This is a genomic window from Paenibacillus sp. MAH-35 (assembly GCF_058135425.1).
Genome location: NZ_JBYUPU010000024.1, coordinates 65,949 through 89,382, shown reverse-complemented (window position 1 = coordinate 89,382; position 23,434 = coordinate 65,949). Strand labels below are relative to the sequence as shown.

The window sequence follows — 23,434 nt, the reverse complement described above, 5'->3', positions numbered from 1 at the left end:
TTAAAAAACAAAATACCCGATCCCCTAACAAGGAAATCAGGTATCGATCTAAACTTGTACCTTTAATTGCTGTCTAAGTGCTTCTTGCATATACTCAAGGAGCTCGTCCTTCAGATCATCCCTCTTTAGAGCAAACTCAATTGTTGTTTTAATAAATCCCATCTTTTCACCAACATCATATCTGGTTCCGTCGAAATGATAAGCATACACATCTTCTATGCGACATAGTTCTGAAATAGCATCCGTTAATTGAATTTCACCGCCAGCCCCTGTTTCCTGGTTCTCCAATATGTCAAATATTTTAGGGGACAAGATATATCTGCCCATAATGGCAAGGTTAGAAGGGGCATTGGCTTTTTTCGGTTTTTCAACTAAGTTAAGCACTTGAAACAATCTTTCCCTGACATTCCTCGAATCCACAATTCCATAACGAGATACCTCCTCGTCCGATACAGGCTTTACACCTACAATGGATGACTCAACCTCATCGTATAAATCAATCATTTGTTTCAAGCATGGCCGTTCTGCGTCTACGATGTCATCGCCTAGTAGAACCGCAAATGGTTCGTTGCCTACAAATTTTCTAGCACACCATACTGCATGTCCTAATCCAAGTGGTGTTTTTTGACGGATATAATGAATATCAACAAGTTGGGATGCTTTTTGAACTTCATTTAAAATATCAAATTTACCCTTATTCGCTAAACTAGTTTCAAGCTCGTAACTGGAATCGAAGTGATCTTCAATAGCGCGTTTACCTTTTCCAGTAACGATAATAATATCCTCAATACCTGATTCAACTGCTTCCTCGATAATATATTGAATAGTAGGCTTGTCCACAATGGGCAGCATTTCTTTGGGCATTGCTTTAGTTGCTGGCAAAAATCTTGTGCCTAGTCCAGCAGCAGGGATAATCGCTTTCCTAACTTTTGTCACGTCTCAACCTCCGACAAGATATTACTTCACAATAATTTAATATGTTTACAAAAGTCTATTATATCCATGTTAATAGTCCCTGAATTCGTTGTCAATTAATGTCCATTCACAATTAAATAAACAAAAAAATACCCCACTCCAAGTAAAGTGGGGCGCCTCGCTAGAATGTCATTTACTTCCCAACCTGCCCTTGAACAGATTGTGCGACCCGAATCATCTCGGTCTCAGTAAGATCTCCAGTCGACAGTCGAAACTCTACACCATCGTAAGTCCAAGTCAACGTACGCAACCCTCTAGCCTCACCAGTCACTATACCAAGCGTATAGCCGAGGTCGAGAATATCACCAGTTAGAGAAGTGACCGTTTTCGTCTGGGGCATCGATTCGGTGATAGTGTAATTGTATGTGCCCGAATAACGGAGCAATATCGCTTTATCCTCACCGAGATTTATTTCCTTCAAATCCTGCAACCTAACACCCATCGGCATATAATCTGGCTCGAGGATTCCAAAGTTAAGCGCCCCCGCCTTATCCGTCGTACCAGTCTTCTGAACAGAAGTCCCCGTGGACCCTTGCTTAGTTGCAACTCCTATTGTACCCGAGGTAGGAAGCGACTGAATATTCCAGCTTGTCATATTTCGCTGCATATCAAATGAATCCTTCTCAAACTTCTTACCAAACTCGAATTGATCAAAACTTACTTTCACCATTACATTGTTGTTCTCATCGGAAACCTGCACTTGCCGCGGTGCATAGTCCTTTTTGCTTAGCCAAATCTTTTGCCGGGCCAACAATCCGTTCTGATAATTAGCCACGACATCGAATACATACGCATCCTTCTCTTCAGTAAAACGCCGCTCGTTGTCCATCACGATACTCTGCACCAGTGACTGATACAGATATACTTGTCCGGAATTCTCCGGCCAATCGCTCTGGAAACGGAACATCTTATTCAAATGCGGCGTTAATACGAAGACGCCCTCATCGTTACGCAGAACAATTTGTGTGACATCCTTGGCTTCATTCGTCAGCGCTATCCGATAATAATGTGGATTCTGATACCAGACTTCCACTTCATACTGCTGCGCCTGCTGCCCGGTATGCAGCGTCATCTTCCCTGCGCCCTGATAGCTGTTCAGCTTCCCGATCACATGATCCAAATCCTTGACAACTTGTTCCGCATTTTTCGTCCCACATCCAGCTGTAACTAATACAACGCACATCACGATGGCCAGTACCCATGTGACCCGACGCATTTAATCCACCCCTCACACGATTAATGATTACTTGTACCATTTGTATGTGGGGGGTTGGTCAAATATGCAGAGTAACGAAAACAACCGCAAAAACTGCCCTGTCGATTAAACAATACAAAGTGATATTCCATATAAAGGGGGTGTTCCGCCACACGGTACCCCTCTACATACTGTTCGTCAAGTTAATTTGGTATTGAAATTTAGAATGAAACCGCAGATCCGGCGTCTGTTTACTCTGTCCATGGTATCCTTCTCTATGCCGGACGCAAGACAATCACACAGATCCAATAGGTTGACAAAGACGACTGTTTTATTGTCACTAATTACTTGAATCATGCTCATTGGTGTATGAGTCACATGAATGAGCGAGCCTTAACATTTTTCTTATTATTTTTAATACTGATTACGATGACTTTGAAGTTCGACTTGAATTTTGCATTCGATTAAATGTTACTTCTTTGCATTTTTTTTGCTACTGATGTTGAATTGAAAGTTATAGCTGTTAATTTTTTCCCTAACCAAATAGATGAACGTTCAATATATTTCTCAGACAAATGCGAAACAGGTATGGATAATACAATGATAATACCTGATGCTAAAAGGCCAAATTCTAAGGGGTGTTTCGAAGCTTGAGGGATCATCTTAAGCATGAAGATACAAACAATATTCAAAAAAATAACGTTAAATAAATATAAACTGTAACTAATACTTCCCAAGTAAGCAGAGAACTTGTTTTCAAGAAATCTTCCTGTATTACCTGCTTTACTGTAATAAATCATACCAACTAACATACTTGCAAAAACCGAATGGGCGATCAATGCCGTATTGGGCGCATGGGGAACGATATGGCGAACTAAAATCATACATATAACTATAAATGGAATGCCCTTCTTATTAAAGTGTGTGAAAATCTGTTCCCCTAATTTTGTAGATATAATGAATCCCATGGAGAAACTTAACAAACTTGAAGTAATTGCCGGGTCTCCGGTTAAAAACAGAATTGGATTATCGGCTATAAGAATGGAATAAATCATATATAAGATCAATCCAATAACTCCGCCAATTCGAAAAACATAAAACCCAAGAAGAATAAAAGGTATTGCAATCACTTCAATCCTTAGTGTCCACGAAGCACCATGCATTGCCGTTTCAGTCAATAATGCATTTTTAACAAATATACTCCAGGTAAATGGAGAAAAAGAGGTTGGAAACCATTTACTTAACAAAAGTGTTATTGAAAAAAGAACGAGTAAACAAATAATGAGTGCAGGATAGATTCGTAGAATTCTTTTAATTACGAAGTCGATACATAATCTGAAAAATCCCTTTTTTCCGTTTATTAAGGAGTTAAATAAAACTACACCACTCAGAACAAAGAATATTGCAACCGCTGTTTCACCATTAAATATCATCAAACCTACTTTAGTGACAACGTCGTAGGTTCCTGGGATATTCTGAATAGGAACCAAAAGCACTCGATCGATCAAGCTTAAGTCCATTAACAATATTGCATGGTAAATTATTACAGCTAAAGTTGCATATCCACGAAGGCCATCAAGTGCAAGATTTCTTTTCACTCATACGTTCCCCTTCAACCATCTATTTGATTAACCTTTGGAAGAACTGAACTATATCCATTGTTGACATAGGATTTTAATCACTATATAAGTTGAACTCATGAACTCAGCACCGACCAAACCGGGTAATAGATAGAGAAAGCACCGGAAAGGCGGGTTGAAAAATGACACATCAAGAAGAAATATTTATGATCCAGAGAGCCATGCGAGAAACCCATAACACACGGCTATACGAACGTTATTTGTCCGTCCGACTTCACTTGAAGGGACGGACATTTACGGCTATCGCAGACATACGCACGTATCAAACCGTCAGCACGTATTGGCAAGACTATCAAGAGAGCGGGATCGCCGGTCTTGAACTCGATCATGCACCAGGCGGACCCAAGAAGTTGAGCGAGGAACAAGAACAAACCCTTGCGGACACCATCGCCAAACAGTACCCGGATGGGAACATTGTCATGGTGTTGGATAATTACCGCATTCACCACGCCGAAAAGCTACAATCTTTTTTGAAAAAGAACCCACGACTTCAATTAGTTTTTCTACCCAAGTATAGCCCGGAGCTTAATCCGGTTGAAGGGCTGCGGAAACGGCTAAAAAGTGATGTGGTCAACAATGTTTTCTTCAGCAAGTTTTACCAAATCCGCACACACGTCGCTGCTTTCATGAAACGAATCAATCAACATCCATTGGAGGTTATTGATCGTCTCCTCACTTGGATATGAAATTCTTCAGTTCATCTTATATAGTAAAAAACTACGATGTTGGGACTATTGAAAGTCGATGTTATCTATCACAACCTCATCGGCATTAAGGAGTCCATATGTCTTACTGCGTTGCCCTAAGATAAGTGAATATGTTTATCAACCTAAAAACTTCTTCCTTACATAGGCTACAAGTAGAGGGGAACACCTTCAAAAATCGCGTTACTTAAGATAATTCAGTTTTCACAAAATAATCCTTAGCATTTATACCAAGTTCACTTCGAACAGTTTCATTGGCAAAAAGATATTTCATACAAAGCTCAGCCTCAGTTGAATCAGAAAAATATAGACCGCAGTTTGCCTTTAAGCATATATCTTTCAATTCTTCTATGGATTCTTGAACAAGTAATGGTATTCCATTGTTTATGGCAAGCATAGTATACTCCAGCCATTTTTTTGAATCAACCACACAAAGTATCTTAGCGTTTAACAATTGGTCATTTTGCAACCAATCAGCATGGACGAATTTATATTTTTTTTGTATACCAGCATCTAATCGATTTATTGCATTTGCAAAATCATTATTAATCTTGTCTCCGACTAATGCGATTAAATTATCATTATTTTGGTTCGATGGAGTCGGACTTATTTCATCATATGTCTTCAAAATTTTAGATACTTGATTTTCATACAAATTATTTTCAATTTTTTCGTATGATTTTTCACCTAATAATTGGATTAGTTCTGGATTTTCCAAAAACTTACTCATTGTCTCAGCCAATTCATTTGAATTTCCTGGAGAAAAAAGAAACCCGGTTTTATTATGAATTATCATCTCCGGTATTCCACCCGCATTTGAAGCTATCACAGGGATACGTGCTGCCATAGCCTCCGTAATAGAAACTGGTTGATTTTCATTCCAGATGGAGGGTAGGATTAATATATCTGTTTGAGAATATACCTTTTCGATGTTCTCATTTTTAACTTTCCCCCAAAACTCAATATTTTTCTCCAAATTATTTTCTTTAATATATTTTTCATAATTATTTCGTTGTTCCCCATCACCAACGAGATTAATCATTATGTGATCTCTATTTTTGAGCTTATTTAATGCTTCTAACAAGAATTGCACACCTTTATGGTATCCAAAGTGTCCAACGAATGTAAACCTGATTTTTTCACTCTTCTCTTTCTTTATAGATGAAAATCGCTTAATATCTAACCCATTCCATATAACTTTAAACTTATTTTTTGGGAAACCTGCCTTAACATATGTGTCTGCCAAGTACTGACTCGGAGAAATAAACATATCGACATGACACAATTGGATAGAGAAATAATCCTTTCTCATTTTTATAGGAATATTCCTCATCTCTCCATCATGAATGAAAGACATACAATTCGAACAATCATTGAAATCACTACACACTGCTTCTTTTGAGTTAATTATTGTATTTTTAAAGCAAAAACCCCAATGATCATGTAATGTCATGACTGTTTTGATGCCTCTAGATTTTGCAATATGAATACAACCTAATGATAATCCAATAATATTATGAAAGTGCACAATCTCCGGATCAAACCTATCCAAGACTGAAATAAAGTGATTTTCAATTTCTTTATGATGGAAATTTACAAATTCAGGTTGATAATCTATAGACTGCAGATGAATTCTATACACATGGAGCCCCTCATATTCATCGAATCTTAACGAATGCCTCTCTCCATGTGTTTTTATGTCACCTGTAAACACGGTAACATCGTGCCCCATGTTTTTTAAACTTTTTGCTTGTGCATGAGCTATAAGTTCCGCTCCTCCGATAAAATCTGGTGGATAAACATTGGAACAGAATAAAATTCTTTTCCTAGAATTCTCGTTGTTATACATAACTAACTCCTAGTAATTATATTAACTTCCTTTTATTTTTTCATACATCGTTTGCGCGGTTGTGCCTATCCGCAGTTCTCCTTGGCGTTTTTGCGGTGAGAAATAAGCTAAACCAAGCCCTCCCCACATTTCACCTTGCCCACCACCACCATGTTCAATGATACGTCCAGGAATAAAATCCAAATCAACCCATTGAGCATAAGGAGATTTTTCCCACCCAGCTTCCAACATCCCTCGCCTACATTCCGGATTAAAACTATCATGCAGCATAACAAACATCGGTTTTTTGGGAACATAACTGTGGAGACAAGCTATATCTTTTTTAATTCCTTCAGCTGAGTGATCTCCATCAACCAGAATAAAATCAACTGGTATATTATTGTCATCAAGTTCTTTTAAAAGTATCGGCAAAATTGTAGATGAAGGACCTGTTAAGAAACTTACATTCCCAAACTGCTGAAATTTACCAGGGATGCTAGGATCAATGTCAATAGAGAATACCGTACTTGATAGCTGGGAAATAAGTGATAAGCTTCCACCCTTATAAGTGCCGATTTCAATACAACATTTTGGTTGTATCCTTGACAGTAAACCAGTCAATCCCAGTCTTTCAGAATGGTTCATTTGCCAATCATCACATAAACAATTTGGGTACAAGATGCTTTCCCAGTTGTATCCAGAACTGTTGAAATCTCGCTCTCTCAAAATATCAACAAACCCCTTTGCATATTCTTTCCACGTCTTAATATCCCGTAATTGAGCTTCTTTCGATAATTTTGATCTTAATTCACTATCACTAGCTAAGGATTGAATGGCCTGTGATAAAGCCGTGACCTCTTTAATTTTAGTCGTTAAGCACCCTCCATATTTAGCCAACTCCCCCATAACTCCATCTTCGGAACATATACACGGCTTGCCATGCCAGATACTTTCCATGATTGGCATTCCAAAACCTTCTATAAAAGATGGATATACTGTAAAGTCACATTTTTGATATAATTCTATTAATTTTGTGTCATCCACTACACCAAGCCATGATACTCTATTATTTTTTTTTGCGACCGATTGAACATACTCAGGAATTTCATCATTTCCTGCATACCGGTTTCCAACAAGAGTAAGCTTCCAATTTATATGAGGATTAATTTTTTCTAACTGTAAGCATGCCTCAATAAGGGTTTTATGATTCTTTCGTGGCTCTAGAGTTGATACACAAAGAATATTTATTTCACCACTATTTAATACAGTTAACTGTTCCGCTCGTGGAGCTCCAGCAAATTCTCCAGGAAGCAGATTGGTAATAACTTTTGCTCCATTTATATTCCTTTGGCTCCAAAATGTCTTTAGACTGTCTGATGAAAAGTTAGATATCGGAACAATGATATCGCATTCAGCTAAGCCTAACATGTAATCTGTATGATTTTGTAATACGCCTTCGTTACACAGTTCTGGATGTATTAACGGTATCGCATCATAAAAAATCCCTGCTAATTTAATTCCACGTGTTTTAGCAAATTTCCGAATTTTTTTAGCATAATTCTCATTGATTGTCTCAGTAAATAACAACCATGATGGTCCTGAAGCTGTCTTTAATACTTCATCTAGTGTAACCCTATTCTGCTCACTAGATAAAACTTCTGAATCAGTGATAACTGGCCCATTATACTGACCCAATTGTCCATACTCAAGACTTGTTGGCATTACATAGCAACCTTTAGCATCATCCCAGATAACAAATATCGGTTGAACAAATGTTTGAAGTTCTCTTGAAAGTCTTCTAGTAACTCTTATAACTCCAGAATTTGCTGGATCTTTACACGCATTTGTTACATCAATTATAATCATTAATTCATTGTAAAGATTATCTATAATAACGTGAAAATCATTTATTACACGATTCCAGGTAAAGTAAGTATGAAATTTTTCTCTTTTAGAATTGGTTCCAAACCTAACTAGATCACTTCCTTCTAGTATTAATATTGCTTTTTCAACCATGTCATTCATGTTTTCGCACAAAAAAATTGGATCTACAATTACTTCCGGATGAGCCGCAACATTAAAAGCCAGAACTGGACTATCAAGCCATTGCATTTCCGTCAAAGGCAGATTAAATCCTTCCCATTTGGAAAAAGAAACCCCTAAATCGGCCAACATCATAATCTCCTGCAATTCCTTATCATCAGGAAAACCAATTGGTATAATATTTTTCCTGATTTTTTTTGGAATCTCTGCTTGATTCTCCTCAGCTAAAATGAGCACCACACTTTTAGGGTGCGTCTCAATGACCCTGGAAATAAAATCAAACGCAGCATATGAATTTTTATAACTATCTGGTTCCCATCTACCTAAACATAGAATTATTTTGTTTCCTTCATCTCTATATTTTCTAGCTATTTGCATAGATTTCTCAGAATATATAGATAAATCTTGAGCTTGCCATATTGACGATTCCATGTGATCGGCAGCTAGTAGTACTCTTTTTACGGGTACTTTATTATTGGAATCCAACATACTTTGAGTTCTAGCAATGAAATCACTAATAGCAACAATAAGAGATGATTTATTAAGAAATTCTTGTCTTAAAGACCTTAGCTTCTCTTGTACGACTAGAGCCCCTCCCTGAAATCCCTCCACAGGCACCGCGCCACAATCAAAGAAAATCGTTTTGACCCCTTCTTGTTCGAAAAAGGGAATTGAACTAAAAAAGGGCCAGCCCCCGATAATAGCGATATCTGGCTTATTATACTCGTTAAAACATATTTCCCAATTATCTCGAAGCCATTTATCAGTAAATTCATTCAAATTTAAATAATCGTTATCCACAGGTACACTAATTATTTCAGTTGAGATATCCTTCATAGTTTCTTCATTGAATTTATTTCCCATAAACACAACCTCGTGACCGGCATCTTTAAAGCCACGAGCAAGAATTAATAAAGCACGATCTACTCCAAAACGAAACAAAAACCGCTCATTGCATATCAAAATTTTCATAATATTCTCCCTATGCTTTATAGGCTATTATTGAATAGTCCATTTCTTTGACGAAAAAGGAAGCAAGCGCGTTGGTAATTTCAGTGTCTCCTGTTAAGACTTTATTTAGGTATTCATCTGGATGCAGCCGTAGTATATTAACGCGATCAAACCCACGCTCTTCTACAACAAATTGTAAAAACATTGGTGGCAAAGGATTTTTGTGCGTAGGGTCCACATAAAAGTTACATGAACCAACAATTAAGTTTTCCGGGTTTGGAGTTTCTAATATTAACAGTCCACCTGGTTGGAGGACTCTAATAGCCTCATCAATCATTTTAACCAACGTTTTATACGATAAATGTTCAGCAATATGGAACCCAGTTATCGCACCAAACGAATTCGAACTTTGACTAGAAAGATACTCCAACGCATCACATTTCAAAACATCCAATCCAAGTCCCTTACATGTTTCAATCATCTTCTGATTTGTATCAATACCCTTAGCGACAAGGCTGTTCTCCCTCATTAATTCTAGCCACTCGCCTCTACCGCATCCTATATCAAGGATTGGGCTATTGCTCAAACCCACACTCACTTCTTTAAGGTAAGGTACATAAATGGATTGTCTTAATTTAATCTCTTCTCTTGTTCCTCTAAACTTATTTTCAAAGGCAACATACATGTCATCCAGCAAAGGTTCATGCTCATTCACAATACCTTCAATACGCGTCATACGTTCTTCAATGTCCCGGTATTGCTCCTTCTTTTCATTATTTTGCAATTCAATTAACTTGATAAAGTTATTTAATCTATTATCTGCTTCAACCATAATATGATTGAGTGCTAAGAATTGATTATTTAGTTCCTCTATTTTCTTTTCAGCGACTCCATACGTATCTACAGTGGTATCTATAATAACTCTGATCTCTTGTTCTATTTCCATTCTTTGTTCATTGTATTTTGCATGAATATACGAGTCCAACTGGGAAAGATGTTGACTGGTTTGTGGCAATCTAAGAACACCAGAAATAATCCTGATTAAATATCCAAATAACGGTATTTTTTTAATTTTTTTATTTAACGTTCTCTTCTTATATGCATTGTACAGTCCGTTTACTTTAATATTTCTGTCTTTACCTTCTGGTGAGTTACTTATAGTCCAAAGTATTTCAATTTTATCCAATGCTAGACTTCTCAACATCGACAAATGATTATTCAAACCTTCTAAATCAGGTTCTCGCAATAATAGAGCTAGATATGCATTGACCACAAAGTCAACATCAGAATAAACCAGAAGTTCTTCGACATTATATTCATTTTTTCGAACTATTCGGGGAGTGTTATTAATCTGCTTGTTTAGTGTAGTATTACTATTTTTCCTGTCTGTCTCCTTAGCAAGTCGAGATTGTTGTAATGCAACTTCTTGTTTTATTTTTTCCATTAATTTCTTGACATTTACTTTTTCTTGCATTTTTTTAGCCTCCAGGTTTCTTCATATTCAACAACTCATTGTCACCAATCTTCTCGCTGATATTGATAATATTCTGATTACATATCTTCATTTCATTTGTCAGTTCAGTTATTGCTTTCAGCATTTCTCCATTAAATTCATTCTGCCTATTCATTATGGGTGCAAAGTACCAATTAAGAATCTTTATAATTACCTTTTTGAAAAACACAAAAAAAGGTCCCATAAAACGACGATTTGAAGTTAGTACTCGATCACCTTCCCTAAAAACTTCTGGCTTCACATTCTTTAGTATATCTCCAACGTTTTCAACCCTTCTATAAGAATTATTAATCTCTCTGGCACTGCTTTGAATTTCCTTCATAATCTCACGAACCGTTTTTTGATTCATACTTATCACCGTTTCACTTTTGAATCTGCGTCTTTCTGTACTATTAAAGACCCCACACTTGTTTTATTCCCTCTATCCTTAAACCATGCAACGTTTTCTTCAACCATATCAACTTCAACATAGTAATCCCCTTGCGATTCAGGGACAATAACTTTCAGTGGGATATCTTTAACTTCACCTGGCTTTATCGTAGTTACATCTGTTCTGATATTATCAAAAAGGATCATCTTCTTATCTCGATCCAATAGATGGTAAGATAAATAATAGTTATTATCTTTCGATGAAATAGGGTAATCTTTATTGTTTTTTACACGGACCAACATTGAAACTTCTTTACCACCGTTACTAACTATTAGTTTTTTAGCCACTTGCAACGATACTTGGCTATCCTTATTAGAGCAACTTACTGTAAATAAGCAAAGTATGATTATAAATGTAGTTTTTATATATTTATTGATTATCAAGCTCGCTCCTCTTTTCTGAAGTACTGCTGATCGTTTTAGACGAAGAACACTCAACGGAAACATAACAACAGCCCACAAAAGGATTTTCAGAACCTGCAATAACTTGTAGAGTCTTTACATGATCCCACCAATCATAATTTTTCTGAATGTGATTTGAACCTTCATGAATAGCAACAGTTAAACTGTAGTTTCCTAGACCAAAATTAACTTTTATTTTGAAGCTAACTTCGTTTAAATCATTCTTTTTCACTTTTCCAATACTATAACCCTGGTGATATGTGTTTGTACCAAATATTTCATTACCCACTCTATCTTTAAACAAAATTCCAATTGTAGGGTCAGATATATCAGTTATACTCTCAAATAAAACACGAACATCAATCTCGTCTCCCACCTGAACAACACATATATCTTTGTTCTGATTAGATAGTATTTTAACATCCGCTATCTTAACAGACCCTTCCCCTGATCTTGTGGTAACTCTAGTTCCCTTCCCTTGTGATTGCCTTATTTGATATTCTGCTTCTCTCTTTGCAATTGATGCATTATAAAAATCAATAATTTCCTCAGGTTTACCTTCCTTTACTAAGGTACCTCGGTCAAGTAGAATTGCTCTATCACATAGGTTTTTTATAGCCGCGGCATCATGAGAAACAAAGAGTAGTGTTGTCCCCTCATTTCTAAATTCTTTAATCCGATTAAAACACTTTTGTTGGAAATAGGCATCCCCTACAGACAAAGCCTCGTCAACAATTAATATGTCAGGTCGAATTGCTGTAGCTGCAGCAAAAGCAATACGTACAGCCATTCCACTTGAATATGTTCTAAGGGGTTCATCAATATATTGACCAATCTCTGCGAAAGCTTCTATTTCAGGTAGTAATGTGGTTATTTCTTCATTATTCAACCCCATTAATTGCCCAGTAATGTACACATTCTGTCTTCCTGTAAAATCAGGGTGAAATCCCATTCCCAACTCGAGAAGTGCTGCAACTTTACCAGAAACCGAAATATGCCCAACTGTTGGAGCAGCAGTTCCAGTTAACATTTTTAGCAGAGTACTCTTCCCTGCTCCATTTTGACCCACTATTCCAACAGCCTGTCCCGATTCTATCTCAAAATTCAATCCTCTCAATACCCATGTTTCGTCATGTTTATATTTTTTACCCATAGTAATCCATTCGATAATACGAGCCGCTTTGTTCTTATATTTCTTATATTTCTTTCCCAGATTCTGTACTGAAATAGTTCCTGTCATAGTTCATCCACCAATTCTTTGTTTAATTTCCGAAAAACAAAATAGCCTAGGAGTAAACAAAGTATAGAGAAAGCAGTCACCGGTATTAACCTTTCCCACACAGGCCAAAAGCCATATAAAAAAATATCCTGAGTAGATCTTATAATAACACTTAGGGGATTAAGATCTAGAATCCATCTAAGTTGTTGCGGAATTATTTCTATAGGATAAACAATAGGAGTAAGCCAAAACCAAAATTGAAGAACAACCGACATCGAATGCCCGATATCTCTAAAAAATACGTTCAGTGTTGCAAAAAAAATACCCAAACCACAAGCGATACATTGCTGCAGTATAAGTAATGGTACTAGACTTATAAATGATATAGCTGGCTCCCGGTGCGAAAGGAATAAAAATAATATAAATAAGGCCATCAGGATCATATAATTAATCGCTGCTGAAATCACCACAAATAGCGGCAAGCTTATTCTGGGAAAATTCACCTTTTTAATCAAGTTTGCTTGTTCTAGAAAAATAGTTTGTGTCCTATTTAATACTTCAGAAAAAAATTGCCAACTCACTATTCCAGCTATCAAGTAAATACTATACCCTAAATCATCTTCTATTGCAGGAAGCTTTGCTTTCATCACTTGTGAAAATATCAGTGTGTAGATTAGTATTTGTGCTAGTGGATTAAGAATAGCCCATAATGAACCAAAAACTGTATTCAAATATTTTGTTTTAAAATCTCTTACTACCATCCCATGAATAAATGATCTATATTGCCAAATTGCTTTTATAATAATTTGTTCCTCCTAACAATATCTAACATGAAATGATATATATCGTTTAAACTTATTTCAAGGGGTATAGTTCTGCGCCACCCTGTATCTGCTATCAACCTGGAGTTATTTCCAAAATAAACAGGAAAATCTACTGGGCGTAATAAGTTTTCATCAACAGTTACATTGATTTTTTTATTTGACTGACTAACAAAATAATTAAGCAAATAACAAATCTCTACTGGTTTCGAAGAGCATATATTGTATACTTCGCCACTCTTGCCCCTCACCATAAGCATTTGGTAAGCCTTAACAATATCTCTAACATCTAAGAAATCCCTTTTTGCAGTTAAATTACCCACTATTATCTCAGGATTCACTCTATTGCCCAATTCAATTTCAGCAACTTGTTTTGCAAAATCAGTAGCTACAAAACCACTACCTTGGCCTGGACCGATATGATTAAACGGTCGAGCATGAACAATATCTAAGCCATAAGAGTTAATATAGTGTTTAGAAAGTAAGTGCACACTAGCCTTTGATACACCATAAGGACTAATGGGATTTAGCGGAGTTGTTTCACTTATTGGCATACTATCCGTACAAACTTTTCCGTATTCTTCAGAAGAGCCAACGACTAGCAGCTTTGATTGAGTTGATATGGTGCTAGAAACAAGAGCCTCTAGCAAGTTCATTGTTACACCAAAGTTTGAATCCATTGTTTCTATTTTATTGTTCCAAGAATACTTAACAGAACTTTGGCCAGCTAAATGATATATTTCGTCAGGCTTAATGTCGTTTAATAAACTTAGTATAGCTCCCTGATCATTCAAATTAAGAGTGACTATTTTCCATTCATCAGCCATCACAGGGGAACTCCTTCGGCTAGTTCCCCATACTTCGTATCCGATTGAAACTAAATATCTACACAAGTATTCTCCAACAAAACCTGTTGCTCCAGTAACTAGTGCTTTCATTGGAAGCATCCTTTGTCCTTATTTTTTTCCCCATATCCGCAAATCACTCTCAACCATCATAGTAACCAATTGCTCAAACCCAACCTCCAGCTCCCAGCCAAGTTTTTTCTTGGCTTTTGTCGGATCCCCCAACAACAAGTCCACCTCTGCAGGACGAACAAACTTAGGGTCTACAACAACATAGTCCCTCCAATTTAAACCTACATGTCCAAAAGCAATTTCTACTAGTTCCTCAACTGTATGAGTCTCTCCAGTTGCAATTACATAGTCGTCTGCTTGGTCCTGTTGAAGCATCAGCCACATTGCTTTAACGTAGTCACCGGCAAAGCCCCAATCACGCTTTGCATCCAAGTTACCCATACGTAATTCTTTTTGCATCCCCAGCTTAATGCGAGCAACGGCGTCCGTTACTTTTCTTGTAACGAACTCCACTCCACGGCGCGGAGATTCGTGGTTAAACAAAATGCCTGATGTTGCAAACATGTCGAAGCTCTCGCGATAATTAACTGTAATCCAGTGTCCGTATACCTTTGCGACACCATAAGGACTTCTTGGATAGAACGGAGTCGTCTCTTTTTGAGGCGTTTCAACGACTTTACCAAACATTTCGCTGCTGGATGCCTGATAAAACTTGGCTTCCGGTTTGGTCAAACGAACAGCTTCCAACATATTTGTTACTCCAATAGCCGTCGATTGTCCAGTTAGTACCGGCTGAACCCAAGATGTTCCTACAAATGACTGTGCAGCTAGGTTATATACCTCATCTGGGTTAGACTGCCTTACCGAATGAATGAGAGAACCTTGATCCAGCAAATCGCCTTCAATAAATTCGATTTCATTCTTAATATGGTGAATATTTTCCATAATCGGAGAACTGGTTCTTCTGCGTAGTCCAAACACTTTATATCCTTTTTCAAGTAGAAGCTCCGCAAGATAAGATCCATCTTGTCCAGTTACTCCAGTGATAAGCGCATTCTTTGCCATGTTATATACTCCTCTACATAATTTTAAATTAAAAATAAATATGGCCCGATATTAAAGGTACTTCTCCAGCTTCTGTGTACGAAGCTCCTTAAGAAGCAATTTCACTTCCTGAGCCTTATCTTTGGAACAAATTAACGTAACGTCTTCGGTATCGACAATAATTAGATCTTCGACGCCTAGAGTTGCGATGAGTTTACCATTACTTTCGATAATACATCTTTTTGTATCCAGATTCAGTATATTCCCTTTAATTACGTTTCCGTTCTCATCACGGTCATTAATTCGATCTAGAGCCGTCCAGCTTCCAACATCGTCCCACCCGAAAATGCAAGGGATGACGAAAATACTGCTAGCCTTCTCCATAATCCCATAATCGATAGATTGATCCGGCATTTTTATAAATTCCTTTTTGATTACCTCATTCCTATTCGTCTGCCATTCAGAATCTGCCCGCATCGTTTCCAAAACATCATGCATATCTGGCATGAACTCTTGAATATATCTTCTTATAACTTCTGTTTTCCATACAAAAATTCCACTATTCCAGTAGTAGTTTCCTGAATCCAAATAAGATCTTGCCGTATCATAATCTGGCTTTTCTACAAATTTGTTTACTTTATATACTTCCAATTCATTCATAGGAATCATTTCTTTAGTACTTTCAATGTATCCATACCCTGTTTCTGGATATGTAGGTTGAATTCCCAAGGTAACCAGATTTTCATCTTTTCGGGCTACTTGAACAGCTGTTTCAATAATTTTAATGAAACCATCCACATTTTCTATAATATGATCGGATGGCAGAACTACCATTGTACTATCAGGGTATCTTTCCTCTATGGCAATCGATGCCACCCCCAAGCAAGGAGCGGTATTCCTCCCCAGTGGCTCGATAATAATATTCTCGATTGGCAGCGCAGGTACCTGGGCATGGATCAATTCTGCGTATAACTCGTTCGTAACAATGAAGATCCGAGATAAGTCAATCAATCTTTCTAGACGCGATATAGTTTGTTGAATCATGGATTTTGATCCGGAAATATTTAGAAACTGTTTAGGCAAATTTGTTCTGCTTTTTGGCCAGAATCTTTCTCCCTTGCCTCCGGCCATTATAACCGCGGTTATTGTCACTACTACAACCTCCAAACCTGCATTTTCGACAAAAATATTCTAATTTTTCCCTTCAACTGTTTAAGTTTATAATATACTTAGTAAAAGGGCAATAAAATGGAAATTACCCGCGTACCGTCTTCTTTGTTATAATCATAGCAAGAGAACCTGGTGTTTATCCATTATCAAATGTTTACCATACATTTTTGGGGTGTTACACTCACATCCTTTACATTATCCATATCGACTATTATAGCCGAAAAGGAGCTTTATGTCGTGAATCTTCCGATTTTGTCGAACCAAGGTGCAAATTTGAATCAGACACTTGAAACCAATCAAAAACTCGAACAACGTAAAATACTTTCAACTGCAATGTCTATTGGCTTCATTATGATAGAGTTTTTATCATTTACATCCATCTATTTTCTACTCTACTACGTGAGGCTGGAGTTTGAATTTAATCATGAAGTATCTGTATTTGACTTCACTGCCCCCCGTTTTGAGATTTATTTGCTATTTTACTCGATATCCTCAGTCATATATTTATTTCTAGTTTATCGATATCGTATATTCACTTTCAGGTCTAACTTTGGCCTTTCCGATGAATTGTTAAAAATGACTAGAGCTTATTCTCTCGCTATATTATTGACGGTCGGGATAAGCTTTTTGTTGAAAATTGATGAATACTCTAGGATCGTTATTGTGAGCTATTGGATTGGTGTTATCCTGTGGTCCGCCATCTTGCGTTGGATCAAAAGAAAAGTTTACTTCTCATTTGCAACTAAAGGCATTGTAAGCCGAAATGTGTTAATTGTTGGAGCCGGTAAAATGGGTCATCTGATCATGGATGAACTGTCTGCTAACAAATGGCTTGGCTATCGAATTATTGGGTTTGTCGATGACGATACTAATAAATACGAAAATCACATCCAATTTTTGGGCGCAACAACCGCTATAAATAAAATCATAGGACAACATGTGATAGATGAATTAATAATTACAATTCCTTCCGAACGGGATCTTGTCAATAAGATCCTAAGGGATCTAAGAAAGATTGATATTAAAATTAATATTATACCCGACATGTTTAATTTAGTGACGAGTACCGTTCAATTCGGCAGCATTAATGCCTTACCAGTTGTAACCTTGGTCAAAACTCCAATGAGGGGTACAGGGTTACTTTTAAAAAGAATATTCGATTTATTAGGTGCATCCTTGCTTATAGTATTAATATCTCCAATTCTCCTTGCTACAGCTTTAGCTATTAAAACAACTTCAAAAGGGCCAATAATTTACACACAGCAACGACTAGGAAAGAATGGGAAAATATTCAAAATGTATAAATTTCGCTCTATGGTCGTTAATGCAGATCAAATAAAAGAAAAGCTGGTGCATCTTAATGAATCCGACGGTCTCGCTTTCAAAATAAAGAATGATCCGAGAATAACTCCGGTAGGACGGTTCATTAGAAAATATTCGATTGATGAACTTCCGCAGTTCTTTAATATACTAAAAGGAGATATGAGCCTAGTTGGGCCAAGACCTCCTCTTCCTAACGAGGTAGAACGATACGGAGATTGGGAATGGAGACGACTCGAGGTACTTCCAGGGATCACGGGACTTTGGCAAGTGAGCGGCAGAAGTGATTTATCGTTTCAGCAATGGATGAACCTTGACGTATACTATATTGAAAACTGGAGTCTGGCCCTGGACATCAAAATTATGCTGAAAACAATTTCCGTCGTGATGAAAGGCGAAGGAGCATATTAGATTATGAATGTTTTTTTAGACGCCCAGCCTTTACTAGGAAATAAAAGTGGGATTGCTCGCTATGTAGGCTGTCTGTTCAATGAATATCAAAACGACGAGGAACTGAATGTTTCTTTGGCCTTTAATAGAATAGCTAAAGGAATACAAATTAACGAAATCTCGGCTTCACGAGTTTTACTGAAACACATTATCAACCAAAGATACCCATACAAAGTCATCCGAAGACTGATGAAGCCTAACTTCCTATACAATTTCCCATATGACTTTATGAAATCAAAATCAGCACAGCTTTTTCACGGAACCAACTTTACTTATAACCGAACGATGGCTGGAAAAAGTGTTATCACTATCCATGATCTGGCCTATATGAAATTTCCGGAATCAACAAGCGACAAAATCTACAAACATCACAGCAAATGGGTGCCGTATAGTGCTCAAAAATGCGATCACATTATTGCTGATTCTGAGCAGACGAAAATAGATATCATGGATTTGCTTAACATAGCTGAGCACAAAATTTCAGTTATACATTTGGCCGCTGATGAACAATTTATGCCATTACCGGAATCCGAATATCTGCCTATCATTCAAAGTTATCATTTGCCAGAGCGATACATTTTATTCGTTGGAACGTTGGAGCCGAGAAAAAATTTACTCGGTCTATTAAAATCGTATCTTTTATTAAAGCAGAATACAGATGTAACCGATAAGCTGGTCATTGTTGGAGCCAAAGGGTGGAAGTACTCCCCTATGTTTGAGTTTATTCGTGATAACGAGCTGGAATCCGACGTCATTTTCATGGGGTATATTGAGGATGAGCATTTACCTGCCATATACAATGGGGCCACAACGTTCGTCATGCCTTCCATTTATGAAGGATTTGGGATTCCCATTCTGGAAGCGATGAAATGCGGAATACCGGTAATCGGCTCAGATGTTTCATCCATTCCTGAAGTAATAGGTTCATATGGGATCCAAGTAACCCCCCACGACTATGAATCCTGGGCCAATCATCTATATAGGATCTTATCTGACGATGCAGTACGTAAGTCTTATTCCAGTTTATCTTTGCAAAGAGCAGCCCACTTTTCTTGGAAACAAACAGCTCAGGCAACCAAACAAGTATATCTGGACGTTCTCAATTCCAACTTCCCAGAAAACAAGGAGCTATCCTATGAAAATCGCGATTATACACGACTACCTCAATCAGTACGGGGGAGCGGAACGGGTACTTGAAATCTTTATGGAGATGTTTCCTGAGGCTCCGATCTACACCATGGTCTCCGATCTTTCCAAAATGCCGGAGAAGTTTCAAAAAGCCGATATTCGAACTTCTTTTATTCAGAAAATACCTTTTTCTAAAAATCATTATAAAAAAATGCTCTCCCTCTTCCCGATCGCAGTCGAGCAATTCGATCTCCGAGGCTATGATGTTATTCTTAGTAGCTCAAGTGCATTTGCAAAAGGTGTCATTACGAACCCGAATCAGCTTCACATCTGTTATTGTTATACACCGATGAGGTATGTATGGGATCTTTATCATCAATATATGAATGAAGATATTACGAATCCGATCTTCAAATTCGCGCTTCCCCGCGTTCTTCACAAAATAAGAATGTGGGATCAGTTGACAGCCCAAAGGGTCGATCATTTCATTGCTGATTCTAAAAGTATTTCCAGAAGGATCAACAAATACTACGGACGAGACTCCGAGGTTATATATCCCCCAGTGAATTTGGATCAGTTTTATCGTTCCGATACGATTGGAGATTATTATCTTATCGTTTCGCGGCTTATTCCATACAAGCGGATCGATATTGTCATTCAAGCATTTAACGAACTGAATTTGCCCCTCGTTATTATTGGTGATGGGTATGATAGAAAAAGGCTGGAAGCTATGGCTGGTCCCAGCGTAAAGCTTTTAGGCTTTCAATCGGACGAAGTCATTGCCGAGTACTACTCCAAATGCAAATGTTTTATTCTCGGAGGGGAAGAGGACTTTGGAATCACACCTTTGGAGGCACAAGCAAGCGGCCGTCCAGTTATCGCCTATCGCAAAGGTGGCGCGCTAGAGACTGTTAAAGAAAACCAAACTGGACTGTTCTTCGACCACTCTACACCTGAGAGCGTCATTGCAGCAGTCCGTCAGATAGAGACAATGAACTTCGATTCAAACCAAATTCAAGCTCACGCCAACGAATTTAGCACGACCACCTTTAAACAAAAAATAATGGATTTTATACAAGAGAAGATTGAAAGAAAAGCAACTAGTTAGGCAAGCAACTTGGTATTCCATATAAAAGCAGCCTACTCGCTTCCTAATTCCCCAATCCAATGATAAAATAACACCATACAAAGGAGAAGAGAAACGAGGTACTATCGCAATGAGTCAACCCGTCTACGGTAAAAGTAGCAAAGCTGCCAAGCAGAGGCAACGCAATACAGAGGAAACGTCGATTCTTTACTGGCTAACTGTGTTTTTTGTAGTCGCATTTATGTTTTTTTCTTCATTTCAGACGGCTTTATTTAACGGCGAGTCCAATCAGCTCTTTGCGGTCAATTCGTTCGAAAACCCGATTTTTTCCGCGCTGCTTTGGAGTTCGTTCATCCTGGTGTTCATCGCAATTTATTTCTTCAGTAATTGGAAGCTAAAGGATCGGGCGGATTTATTGTCGATTGGTGTATGGCTGATTCCACTGACTTATGTGATTTCTTCGTTCACAGCGGCTTCGGATCATTTGTCCACGAAGATGATTTTTCTCCAAATCATGTACTCGTCATTTTTTGTTATAGGTATTTATTTGAATAAAAACCAATTAGGTAACAGTATCCTTCGAAACGCAATTGTGATGTGCAGCTATGTCATTGTGCTGTACGGGATTTTGAATTTGTTCGGCAATGCGTATGCAAGAGACGGCGTGATGCTGACGGATCAAGGCTTGCGTCTCACTTCCGTGTTCCAGTATGCCAATGCATATGCGGCTTTTCTGATGGCAGCGTTATTTGCTTGCTTGTATCTTCTTGTTCATTCCCGTAAATGGTACGCCATAGCTGGACATAGCTTAATGCTCGTTCCAATTATTGTATCATTTTGGCTTACACTCTCGCGGGGAGGCATAGTCGTCATCCCGTTTGTGCTGCTTCTGGTTCTTCCGTTTATATCGCTTAAAAAACAGTTTTTATTCTTAGGATATCTGGTTATTGCCAGCTTAGGTTCGTTTGCCATTACGGACAAGATGAACGCTGTAGGGAACGACATCGTATCCAGAATATTAGCGACACGGACCCCAGATGGCAAAGTATCTTTGCTCGGCTTATCCGATCCCAAAGTGTTGGAAGGCTGGACGTACCTCCTAATCGCTACTGTTGGAGTCGCAGCCGTTACGTTCCTGATTCACCGTTTTCTCGGCATTCGTTTTTTGGAAAAGCAAGTATCGTGGCTATCCTTTAAATTTTCGTCGTTCGCTCTGCCCGTGTTGGCCGTTGTGGTCGGGCTTATCGGCTTTTATATTCTGACCAGCGATTCGCCGATTCGTAAAATGTTGCCCGACACGCTCGAAAAACGGATAGAAAATATTAACTTTGAGCAGCATAGTGTATTGGAACGGACAACCTTCTACAAAGATGCGTTCAAGCTAATTGGCGATTACCCGATCACTGGGGCCGGCGGTGGCGGATGGGCCGCTTTGTATGAGAAATACCAGAACAACCCGTACACCAGCAGACAAGCGCATAACTTCTTCCTTCAATTTTGGATTGAAGTGGGCACGCTCGGAATTGTAATCTTAGCTGCATTCCTGCTGTACATTATGTACCAGTATATCCGGTCGTATATAACGAGTGATGAAACATCACGCCGAAACACTTTTATTTTCTATATTATTGCGATTTCTCTGCTCGTTCACAGTGTAATTGACTTTGAGATGAGTTACGCCTTTATCGCTTCGCTTGTTTTCCTTTGTCTCGGCGGGATGGTTTCCGGCTTTTCAACGAAGGAACTGGCATTTACGAATAAAAGCTTTTTTACGAAGTGGCGGATCTCCTATCCAATTATGCTTGGGGTCATCGCTATTGTTACATTCATTTATTCTGCAACTTCCATGAGCGCAAACTCCAGGTTCGCTGCGTCCTTAAACAACGCAGCAGCTCAAAAACCGCTGCAGGAGATTATGAATCCGCTGAACGGAGCGTTAGATTTAAAAGCGACGCATCCCGATTATGTGCTTACCAAAGTTGGCTTTCTGATACAGCTGTACTCCCAGAACAAGGACGAAAATATATTCAACGAGGCTATTACTTTGATTCAAGCTACGAGAGCCAAGGAGCCTCATAACAAGTCAATTTTTGGACAAGAGTACCAACTGTATTCGCTGAAAAACGATCAAGATAAATTGTTGGAGCTGGCTACAGAAGGGTTAGAGAAGTATCCTTGGGACACTTCGTTGTACGACAGTTTTGCTACGATGCATTTACAGCGTAGTCAGGCCGCTCGAGCAGGAAACAATAAAGCTTTAGCGGATCAACATGCGGATAAGGTGATCGGGGCATACCAAACCGTAATCCAGAAGATTGAACATCTGAAGACGTTGCCGGATGCTCAAATGCAAGGGGCAGCCTTCGATCTTTCCGTTACTCTGACCTCTGCAGCAGGCCAAGCCTACTACGGTAAAGGTGATTACAATGCTGCTGCCGAAGCATTAAAAGGCTCCATTGGCGGCAATATTGACGATGCGAATATCCAGACCGTCATTCGCTGGTACCTGGCCTCGGTTATGAAGCAAGGAAAGTCGGACCAAGAGTTGTATAACAAGCTGGTTGCTAAAAATCCGAACGAGAAAAACGAAATTGATAAATTGCTGCAAATGCAATAAGAATGACAATGGTTCGACAGTCGCAGTGGGGCCGAGCGCCG

At 38.2% G+C, this 23,434-nt stretch carries 18 protein-coding genes; 5 read left to right on the top strand and 13 right to left on the bottom strand.

The window, feature by feature from the left end; genetic code table 11:
* Window positions 1–48 precede the first annotated feature (48 nt).
* The 3 genes from galU to AC3Y2E_RS22535 form a co-directional block, all read right to left on the bottom strand.
* Entirely contained in the window at window positions 49–936 is an 888-nt protein-coding gene (gene galU, locus AC3Y2E_RS22545; protein WP_379214348.1) for a UTP--glucose-1-phosphate uridylyltransferase GalU, read from the bottom strand.
* Between the two features lie 172 nt (window positions 937–1,108).
* Window positions 1,109–2,191, bottom strand: coding sequence for a LolA family protein (locus AC3Y2E_RS22540; RefSeq protein ID WP_379214345.1), 1,083 nt, complete (start codon window positions 2,189–2,191; stop codon window positions 1,109–1,111).
* A gap of 443 nt (window positions 2,192–2,634) precedes the next feature.
* A complete protein-coding gene (locus tag AC3Y2E_RS22535; protein ID WP_379214343.1) occupies window positions 2,635–3,768 on the bottom strand; it encodes an acyltransferase family protein in 1,134 nt (377 codons plus the stop codon).
* A gap of 164 nt (window positions 3,769–3,932) precedes the next feature.
* Between AC3Y2E_RS22535 and AC3Y2E_RS22530 the strand changes: the two genes are divergently transcribed.
* Window positions 3,933–4,496, top strand: coding sequence for a transposase (locus tag AC3Y2E_RS22530; RefSeq protein ID WP_379214341.1), 564 nt, complete (start codon window positions 3,933–3,935; stop codon window positions 4,494–4,496).
* Window positions 4,497–4,701: 205 nt separating this feature from the next.
* On the opposite strand, the gene AC3Y2E_RS22525 is transcribed toward AC3Y2E_RS22530, so the two are convergent.
* The 10 genes from AC3Y2E_RS22525 to AC3Y2E_RS22480 are packed head-to-tail and all read right to left on the bottom strand — an operon-like array spanning window position 4,702 to window position 16,773.
* A complete protein-coding gene (locus tag AC3Y2E_RS22525; RefSeq protein ID WP_379214339.1) occupies window positions 4,702–6,363 on the bottom strand; it encodes a glycosyltransferase family 4 protein in 1,662 nt (553 codons plus the stop codon).
* Between the two features lie 21 nt (window positions 6,364–6,384).
* On the bottom strand, window positions 6,385–9,357 hold the full coding sequence (locus AC3Y2E_RS22520) for a glycosyltransferase (RefSeq protein ID WP_379214337.1): 2,973 nt from the start codon (window positions 9,355–9,357) through the stop codon (window positions 6,385–6,387).
* Window positions 9,358–9,367: 10 nt separating this feature from the next.
* Window positions 9,368–10,810: a methyltransferase domain-containing protein gene (locus AC3Y2E_RS22515; protein ID WP_379214335.1), complete on the bottom strand. Its 1,443-nt coding sequence runs from the start codon at window positions 10,808–10,810 to the stop codon at window positions 9,368–9,370.
* A gap of 4 nt (window positions 10,811–10,814) precedes the next feature.
* Complete coding sequence (locus AC3Y2E_RS22510) at window positions 10,815–11,198, bottom strand: hypothetical protein (RefSeq protein WP_379214333.1); 384 nt, start codon at window positions 11,196–11,198, stop codon at window positions 10,815–10,817.
* A gap of 5 nt (window positions 11,199–11,203) precedes the next feature.
* A complete protein-coding gene (locus tag AC3Y2E_RS22505) occupies window positions 11,204–11,662 on the bottom strand; it encodes a hypothetical protein (protein WP_379214331.1) in 459 nt (152 codons plus the stop codon).
* On the bottom strand, window positions 11,649–12,920 hold the full coding sequence (locus AC3Y2E_RS22500) for an ABC transporter ATP-binding protein (RefSeq protein ID WP_379214329.1): 1,272 nt from the start codon (window positions 12,918–12,920) through the stop codon (window positions 11,649–11,651). Before AC3Y2E_RS22500 ends, AC3Y2E_RS22505 begins: the two co-directional genes overlap by 14 nt.
* The gene (locus AC3Y2E_RS22495) at window positions 12,917–13,660 is read right to left on the bottom strand and encodes an ABC transporter permease (RefSeq protein ID WP_379214327.1); all 744 of its coding nucleotides are present in this window, start codon (window positions 13,658–13,660) and stop codon (window positions 12,917–12,919) included. The genes AC3Y2E_RS22500 and AC3Y2E_RS22495 overlap by 4 nt, the downstream gene beginning before the upstream one ends.
* 35 nt (window positions 13,661–13,695) lie before the next feature.
* Entirely contained in the window at window positions 13,696–14,658 is a 963-nt protein-coding gene (locus tag AC3Y2E_RS22490) for a GDP-mannose 4,6-dehydratase (RefSeq protein WP_379214325.1), read from the bottom strand.
* An 18-nt stretch (window positions 14,659–14,676) separates the two neighbouring features.
* Window positions 14,677–15,642: a GDP-mannose 4,6-dehydratase gene (gene gmd, locus AC3Y2E_RS22485; protein ID WP_379214323.1), complete on the bottom strand. Its 966-nt coding sequence runs from the start codon at window positions 15,640–15,642 to the stop codon at window positions 14,677–14,679.
* A 51-nt stretch (window positions 15,643–15,693) separates the two neighbouring features.
* Window positions 15,694–16,773 carry a mannose-1-phosphate guanylyltransferase gene (locus AC3Y2E_RS22480; RefSeq protein WP_379214321.1) on the bottom strand — a complete coding sequence of 360 codons (1,080 nt, stop codon included), beginning with the start codon at window positions 16,771–16,773 and terminating at the stop codon, window positions 15,694–15,696.
* A gap of 255 nt (window positions 16,774–17,028) precedes the next feature.
* Between AC3Y2E_RS22480 and AC3Y2E_RS22475 the strand changes: the two genes are divergently transcribed.
* The 4 genes from AC3Y2E_RS22475 (at window position 17,029) to AC3Y2E_RS22460 (ending at window position 23,393) form a co-directional block, all read left to right on the top strand.
* Entirely contained in the window at window positions 17,029–18,522 is a 1,494-nt protein-coding gene (locus tag AC3Y2E_RS22475; protein WP_379214319.1) for a sugar transferase, read from the top strand.
* Between the two features lie 3 nt (window positions 18,523–18,525).
* A complete protein-coding gene (locus AC3Y2E_RS22470) occupies window positions 18,526–19,758 on the top strand; it encodes a glycosyltransferase family 4 protein (protein WP_379214317.1) in 1,233 nt (410 codons plus the stop codon).
* Window positions 19,697–20,797: a glycosyltransferase gene (locus AC3Y2E_RS22465; RefSeq protein WP_379214315.1), complete on the top strand. Its 1,101-nt coding sequence runs from the start codon at window positions 19,697–19,699 to the stop codon at window positions 20,795–20,797. Before AC3Y2E_RS22470 ends, AC3Y2E_RS22465 begins: the two co-directional genes overlap by 62 nt.
* A 109-nt stretch (window positions 20,798–20,906) precedes the next feature.
* A complete protein-coding gene (locus AC3Y2E_RS22460) occupies window positions 20,907–23,393 on the top strand; it encodes an O-antigen ligase family protein (RefSeq protein ID WP_379214313.1) in 2,487 nt (828 codons plus the stop codon).
* Window positions 23,394–23,434: the final 41 nt, after the last annotated feature.